Here is a 7,723-nt window from a genome sequence, read left to right as displayed (position 1 = left end):
GGCGCATCCCGCCCGACATTTCGTGAGGATAGTTGTTGACGCGGCGCTCGGGGTCCGCGATGCGGACGAGACGAAGCATCTCTTCGGCCTTCGCCATCGCCACCGAGCGGGACGCATTCGTGTGGATCTGCACCGCCTCTGCGATCTGGTGGCCGACCGTATAGACGGGGTTCAGGCTCGTCATCGGCTCCTGGAAGATCATGGCGATCTGGTCGCCGCGGATCTTTCGCATCTCCCGATCGGACAGCTCAAGGATGTCGCGTCCGTGAAAGCGGACCTCGCCACCGACAGTCCTGGCGGTCAGCTTCGGCAGCAAACGAAGAATGGAGAGAGCGGTGACGCTCTTCCCGCATCCGGATTCGCCGACGACGCCGAGCGTCTCGCCTTTTTTCACCTGGAAGCTGATGCCGCCGAGGGCGCGGGTTACGTTTTCCTCGCCGTAAAAGTGCGTCTCAAGGTCTCGAACGTCGAGAAGCACGTCGTTGCCTGCTGTTTGATGCATCTGCATGTTAGCGCCTCCGCTTCGCGCGGGGGTCGAACAGGTCACGCAGGCCATCCCCGAGCAGGTTGACGGCAAGGACTGTGACGGCAAGACAGATACCGGGGGCGAAGATCGTCAAGGGCGCGATGGCGAGATACAGGCGCGAACTGGCGATCATGTTGCCCCAGCTCGGAATCTCGGGCGGCACGCCCACGCCGAGGAAGCTCAGCCCCGCCTCCGTCATGATCGCGCTAGCGCAGACGGTAGCGCCCTGGACCATAAGCGGCGGAATGGTGCTCGGCAGGATGTGCCGCCATAGTACCCTCGGCAGGCGCGCACCGCCGCAGAGCGCGGCCTCCACATAGGGACGCTCGCGGACACCCAGAACCACCGAACGAACCAGCCGCGCGACTGCTGGCGTCTCGGGAATCGCGATCGCAACGATGAGGATGCCTATTCCGGGCCCTGTCAGAGAAATGAGCGCGATCGCCAGCAGAATCGTCGGGATCGACATCAGGCCATCCATGACCCGCATGACGACGTTGTCGAAGCTGCGGCTGTAGCCGGCGATGACACCGGTCAGAGCCCCGGCAAGTGCCGCGCATGCCGCCGACATCAATCCCACCAGGAGGGAGATCCGGGCGCCGAAGATCGTTCGCGCAAAAACGTCCCGGCCCAGATTATCGCTCCCGAACCAGAACTCCGCGGAAGGCGGTTGGAGCCGTTTGAATGGGTCCATGCTCAGCGGATCGCCGGCGTAAAGCGGGGCAGCGAGCGCCAGAATGATCAACAGCATCAACAGGCCGCCGCCGACCAGGACCAGCGGGTGTCGCCTTGCCAGACGGGGAAGATCGGACAGCTGGAGTCGACCCATCGGCACGGCTTCAACTGGTGCGGAGAGGAGCGTCATATCAGTATCGGATCCGGGGATCGATCAGCGTGTAGGCCAGATCGACCGTGAGGTTGATCAGGACGTACAGACCCGAAGTCAGGATGAGCACGCTCTGGATGATGGGATAGTCGCGATTGTTGATGGCATCGACGACCAGACGACCGATACCGGGGATGTTGAATACCGTTTCCGTGAGGACAACCCCGCCGATCATGTAGGCGAAGCTTATGCCGATGACGGTCAGAATGGGGACGCCGGCATTCTTCAGAGCATGGTGGAAAAGCATGGCATAGGACGAAGCGCCCTTGGCAGCGGCCGTTCGCATATAGTCTTCCGATAGGACCTCGAGCATGCTCGCCCGCGTAACCCGGGCGATGAATGCAATGTAGCCAAGACTTAGCGCCACTGTGGGCAGGACCAGGTGCACAAACCAAGGCCCGATGCCACCATCGATCGTCACATATCCCTGCACCGGCAGCCAGTGCATCCTGAAAGCGAAGAAGTATATAAGAAAATAACCGATGACAAAGACCGGGACGGAATAACCAAATGCCGAAAAGGCCGCCAGGACGCGGTCGACGAGACCGCCAGTTCGCCATGCGGCAAGGATACCGAAAGAGACCCCGACCGACACAGAAAGGATCATCGTGAGGATCGACAGGGAAAGGGTCGGCCCAAGCCGCTGCGAGATGAGTTCAAGAACCGGTCGTCCAGAAAAGATCGAGATGCCGAAATCGCCGCCGAGCATATTCCGCACCCAGCGTATGAACTGAACTGGCATAGGATCATTTAGCCCTAGCGTCTCACGGATGCCGGCGATCATCTCCGCCGTGGCCGACTTGCCGGCGATCATGGCCGCCGGATCGCCTGGCGCCAGCCTGAGAAGTAGGAAAACAAAGATCCCGACCATCGCCATGACGGCGATGGTCGAAACCATTCTGCGAAGAACGTAAGCCACCATCAGGCTGAGGCTTTCTGCAGATTCCACATCGGGACGAGACTCGGCGTCTCGAGGAAGCCTGTGAGCGTCTTGCGGCGCGCGATTGGCGAGACCGATTGACCCAACATAACGCAGCCGACGAAGTCCCACCAGAGCCGCTGCATGTCGCGGGCCAGCGTTTTGCGTTCTTCAAGCGTTTCGATATCTGCCCATTTGGCTCGCAGCGCCTCATATTCGTCGTTCTTCGGCCAACCGAAAAAGGCCTTCTCGCCATTCGCGGCTAGGGCGACGTTGCTGATTGGATCCGTGTCGGCGTAAGCGGAACTGCCCGTGATGAAAATGCTCCAGCCGCCGTCCTCAGCCGGCCCCTTGTTTGCCCGGCGCGCGACGAGCCCAGCCCAGTCGCTCGATGCGAGTTCGGCATTGACCCCAACTTCTCGCAAGGCACCCGCGAGAAGCTGCGAGGCATTGTTGGCTTCCGGCCAGTCCGTCGGCGCTAGAATAACAACCTTCTCGCCAGCATACCCTGCCTCCTTGAAGAGTTGCCTCGCCTTTTCCGGATCACCGCCTTTCTTGAACCAGCTAGTATTTTCGTCGTTACTATACGACGAATTGTTCCCAAATATCGAAGTGAGGGTGTGTCCATATTTTGGATCGGGGGACATGACGCGCATGAAAGCCTCCTGATCAACGAGATGAAGCATGGCTTGGCGTGCCTTCACGTTGTCGAATGGCTTCTGCAGAAAGTTTAGACGCATGTACCAGTCAAACCCCCCTTTGTTGAGGATCTGAAGTTCAAGATTGGGATCGCTTTCTATTACGGACAGTAGATCGAGCGGCGGCGACTCAACGAAGTCAACTTCACCCGCTTGCAGGGCTCCGATAACTGTCTGCTGGTCGGATATAGTGTCCCAGATGACACGGTCGACCTTGACGATTTTCCCGCCCGCCCATCCATCGGGGGACTCGCTGCGTGATACATACTTCTCGTTGCGGTCGTAGGTGAAACTTGCGCCTGGCTTTGCGAGCGCTTCATTGAATTTGAACGGGCCCGATCCGATGTTCGCGGTTATCTGCACGGTTGCGGGGCGATCTGCATCCTTCTCGCGCATGATAAACAGGCACGGTGTCCCGGCACTCGCCAGAATATCGATCAGAAGCCCCAGCGGCTCCTTCAGCGCTATCGTAAAAGTCCTGTCGTCCTTCTTCGAAATATCACGGGCTCGTTCCATGAGTAATTGTCCCCCGGTATTGACCTGGGCCCAGCGACGGATCGAGGCGACACAGTCCGCTGCAGTCACAGGTGTGCCGTCGTGCCAGCCGAGACCGTCCCGGAGCTCGAACGTATAGGTCTTCTTGTCCTCGGAAACGCCCCACTTCCCCACCATTTGCGGCTGCGGAACAAACTTGGAGTCTGGAGAGAACAGCATGTCGTAAATCGCCAATCCATGATTGCCAGCGTCATAAGACGTCGAGTAGATCGGGTCGAACACGGTGAGGCCGGTGCCGAATACCATGCGAACAGTTCGGGCCTCGGCTGGTGCCATCTGCGCCCGCAGGACGGACGGGATCGACAAAGCCGTTCCGGTGGCAAGGCCCACCTTAATCAAATCGCGTCGAGAGATTGCCATGTTCAGTTCCCCTTTTTTTGCTTGAACTTGCCCACCGTCGCGGCGGATAGCTACGCGTTTGCTGTACTTAGTTCGGCATCGGACCACTCGGTGAGCGCAGTTTCTACTTTCCTCCAAACTTACCATCGTTCTTCCGGCTGAGTACCGCTCTTTGACGTAATGTCAATTCGTGGTCTTTTGTCAAGCGTTAAACATAGAAGCGGCTTATCTACCACCCGCCGCTGCCAGGGGCCTCCGGGTATGGCTTATCCAAGGACCTCTAACCGTATCAGTTCAAATCCTGACGGTGCATAACAGACGACCGGGGGCCGGAACCTTGTTGCCTGCTCCGGAGCGCTACTTCCCAAGGTTCAGAGATGAGTATCCCTGCCGCCAACGAGAGATGAAGCGAGTTCCTAATTCCGCATTACTGGCAACAATCTACCGCCAGACGGTTCTGAGATTGGGCCGCTTCATAGAGGGGCGGAAATCAACAATGGGTCTTCAACCCTTTTAGCTCAGAGGGCTTTGCTCTCCTGCCTTGATCAGCGAACGGTGTCGCAATGCTGTGGGACATGCATGCGCTACACGATGCCCGATGCCGAAGATTTTACACGCCTGAGCGAAACCGAAGACTGGATGGAGGCGATTCCGGGAATCTTAGTCAGCGTCCCTGTCAGAAATGTCTCATACTCTTTCAACCCGGATGTCAAAACTCGAAGGAGATAGTCGTTGTCGCCCGTCATTAGCCAACAGTCGATAACTTCAGGATGCTTCATGATCTCGGTTTCGAAGGCGACGAGTGCGGAATCGATCTGGCGCTCCAATTTCACAGACATGAAAATCGCGACTGGCAGACCCAGTTTTTCCTCGTCGAGTATCGCGGAGTAGCCCGTGATGATCCCCTCGGATTCCAATCGGCGCAGGCGTCGTAGGCATGGGGATGGGCTCAGGCCCACCTTTTCGCTTAGCTCTTGGTTGGTCAATCGGGCATTGGCCTGCAATTGACGCAGCATCTTGCGGTCCATCGAATCCAACTTGGCAGATGTCATCTGCATTCCGATCCAGTTGTGGCAGTTTCTGGCGAAAAGTTGTCCAGGCGCAGGGGGAATAGCAAGGAAATATCGCGAAAGGCGCGGTAAATTGCCAGGACCGCAGTGAGAGAAACCGTGAAATGACCAAGGCAACCCGTGACCTCAAAACGCTCCTGCGACTGGAAAGGAAGACTCTCTGGCTCGCCTGCTGGATGATCGATCAGGCGAACCGGCGCGAGAAAGTGGACGGCGTCAAGGTTGGCGGCCACCAGGCATCTTCGGCCTCGATGGTGTCGATAATGACTGCGCTATATTTTGATGTCTTGCGGCCGCAGGATCGCGTCGCTGTCAAGCCTCACGCATCACCGGTCTTTCATGCGATCCAATATCTGATGGGGAATCAGACACTTGAGAAGCTGCAGAACTTCCGCGGCTATCAAGGTGCTCAATCATACCCTAGCCGCACGAAGGATGTGGACGATGTCGATTTCTCGACGGGCTCCGTCGGACTCGGTGTCGGGATCACGCCGTTTGCATCATTGATCCAAGACTACATCGCCGCCAAAGGCTGGAGCGCCGCCGATGATAAACCCGGCCGGATGATCGCGCTGGTCGGCGACGCCGAACTGGACGAGGGTAATGTCTACGAGGCGCTACAAGAAGGCTGGAAGCACGACCTGCGCAATTGTTGGTGGATCATCGACTACAACCGCCAGAGCCTCGACGGGGTGGTGCGCGAGGGTCTCTGCGATCGAATAGAGATGGTGTTCAGAGCATTCGGCTGGGATGTCGTTACGCTCAAATATGGCGCATTGCAGCGTGCTGCCTTCGAAGAGCCCGGCGGAAAGGCGCTCAGGGAATGGATCGACGCCTGCTCGAATCAGCTCTATTCGGCGCTGTTGTTCCAGGGCGGCGGCGCCTGGCGCAAGCGTCTTCTCGACGATCTTGGCGACCAAGGTAATGTAAGTGCTCTGATCGATCGGCGCTCCGATGAAGAACTGTCGGTGCTAATGAACAATCTCGGCGGGCACTGTCTCGAGACGCTGAGCGAAACTTTCAACGGGATCAACCACGACCGTCCGACCGTCTTCATCGCCTACACCGTAAAGGGTTATGGTACGCCGCTCGCCGGCCACAAGGACAATCATTCCGGGCTAATGACCTCTGCGCAGATGCAGGCGTTTCAGGAACAAATGAAGGTACGGCCGGGCCACGAATGGGAGCGGTTCGAGGGGCTGGGCGGCTCGGCCGCCGAGATGCAAGCTTTCCTCGACTCCGTACCGTTCTTTGCCATGGGTCGCCGACGCCACCAGGCGGACCGCATCGAGGTGCCGCAGACCGTTGCCGTCAGCCCGGCCGCGGTGCGGGAGCCGATTTCGACCCAGGCCGCCTTCGGCCGTATTCTCGACGCAATCGGCAAGTCCGACAGCGAACTCGCCGCCCGCATTGTCACGACCTCGCCGGACGTGACGGTTTCGACCAATCTAGGGCCGTGGGTCAATCGCCGCCGTCTGTTCGCGCGTCGGGAGCTCGCTGACGTCTTCCGCGACCAGCGCATCCCGAGCGCGCAGAAATGGGATTTCTCGCCTAAGGGCCAGCACATCGAGCTTGGCATCGCGGAGATGAATCTGTTCCTGTTGTTGGGCGCGGCCGGGCTTTCCCATTCCCTGTTCGGCGAGCGGCTGCTGCCGATCGGTACGCTCTACGATCCCTTCGTGTCGCGCGGCCTCGATGCATTGAACTATGCGTGCTACCAGGATGCCCGCTTCATCGTCGTCGGCACGCCGTCTGGCGTTTCGCTTTCAAGTGAGGGCGGTGCGCATCAGTCGATCGCTCAGCCGCTGATCGGCATGAGCCAGGACGGGCTGGCGAGCTTTGAGCCGGCCTTCGCGGACGAACTCGCAATCATCATGGCGTGGGCCTTCGACTACCTGCAGCGTGACGGGGAGGGCGATCCCGACGAGCGCACATGGCTGCGCGACGAAACCGGCGGCTCGGTTTACCTTCGCCTCAGTACCCGTCAGATTGAGCAGCCGGGCCGCAAACCAAACCCACATTTCGCCCAAGAGGTGATCGACGGGGGAACCTGGCTGAAGGAACCTGGGCCGAACGCTGACCTTGTTATTGCCTATCAGGGGACGGTCGGCACCGAGGCGATTGCTGCAGCAGGAATGCTTTGCGATCTAAGGCGCGATATCGGAGTCCTGTCGATCACATCGACCGACCGGCTCAATGCCGGATGGCAGGCGGCACAACGTGCGCGGGCCCGCAGAAACCCCGCCGCGATCAGTCATGTAGAACGCCTCCTCGGTACTCTGCCGCTGCATTGCCGAATCATCACTGTCATTGATGGGCATCCCGCCACGCTCTCGTGGTTGGGCAGCGTATGCGGCCACCGCACAACAAGTCTTGGTGTCGAACATTTTGGCCAGACCGGGACCGTCGCCGACCTCTATCGTCACTACGGCATCGACGCAGCGTCGATTGCCGAGGCAGCGGCGAAGCTCACGCAGGGCAGCTATCCTTACCGTGTGGGAATGCGTTCTTTGTAGTGTGGAGATAGCGATGCGAACAAGCCACGTTTATAGAAGCGTAATCGCCATCGAGGCCTCGAATTGTGGTCACGGCTCGGGGGAGCGAGCTTGGACATCGGTATCCAGTGCGATCTGAGGCAAGCAGTCCATTCAAGCTATGAAAGCGATATAGCCATGCCCACCTTGTCACCCCAGCAAGTGCTCAATCACTTGGACCGCAACACCTATTGGC

The 7,723-nt window shown here is 58.9% G+C and carries 6 protein-coding genes; 1 reads left to right on the top strand and 5 read right to left on the bottom strand.

Annotated features, from left to right (window positions below; genetic code table 11):
* From ABID19_RS34060 to ABID19_RS34040, 5 genes are all read right to left on the bottom strand, one after another.
* The coding region (locus ABID19_RS34060) for an ABC transporter ATP-binding protein (RefSeq protein ID WP_354494836.1) at window positions 1-508 on the bottom strand (508 nt) is incomplete at its 3' end.
* A 1-nt stretch (window position 509) separates the two neighbouring features.
* On the bottom strand, window positions 510-1,391 hold the full coding sequence (locus ABID19_RS34055; protein ID WP_263807268.1) for an ABC transporter permease: 882 nt from the start codon (window positions 1,389-1,391) through the stop codon (window positions 510-512).
* A gap of 1 nt (window position 1,392) precedes the next feature.
* A complete protein-coding gene (locus ABID19_RS34050) occupies window positions 1,393-2,334 on the bottom strand; it encodes an ABC transporter permease (RefSeq protein WP_263807273.1) in 942 nt (313 codons plus the stop codon).
* Window positions 2,334-3,944: an ABC transporter substrate-binding protein gene (locus tag ABID19_RS34045; protein WP_263807269.1), complete on the bottom strand. Its 1,611-nt coding sequence runs from the start codon at window positions 3,942-3,944 to the stop codon at window positions 2,334-2,336. Before ABID19_RS34045 ends, ABID19_RS34050 begins: the two co-directional genes overlap by 1 nt.
* 563 nt (window positions 3,945-4,507) lie before the next feature.
* Entirely contained in the window at window positions 4,508-4,975 is a 468-nt protein-coding gene (locus ABID19_RS34040; protein WP_263807270.1) for an Lrp/AsnC family transcriptional regulator, read from the bottom strand.
* Between the two features lie 122 nt (window positions 4,976-5,097).
* Here ABID19_RS34040 and ABID19_RS34035 point away from each other — a divergent pair, with 122 nt between their 5' ends.
* Window positions 5,098-7,509 carry a transketolase gene (locus ABID19_RS34035; protein ID WP_263807271.1) on the top strand — a complete coding sequence of 804 codons (2,412 nt, stop codon included), beginning with the start codon at window positions 5,098-5,100 and terminating at the stop codon, window positions 7,507-7,509.
* The last annotated feature ends 214 nt before the right edge of the window (window positions 7,510-7,723 follow it).

It is taken from the genome of Mesorhizobium robiniae (assembly GCF_040545535.1).
Lineage (GTDB): Bacteria > Pseudomonadota > Alphaproteobacteria > Rhizobiales > Rhizobiaceae > Mesorhizobium > Mesorhizobium robiniae.
The sequence above is the reverse complement of the archived record's forward strand: the minus strand, read 5'-3'. Positions and strand labels throughout refer to the sequence as shown.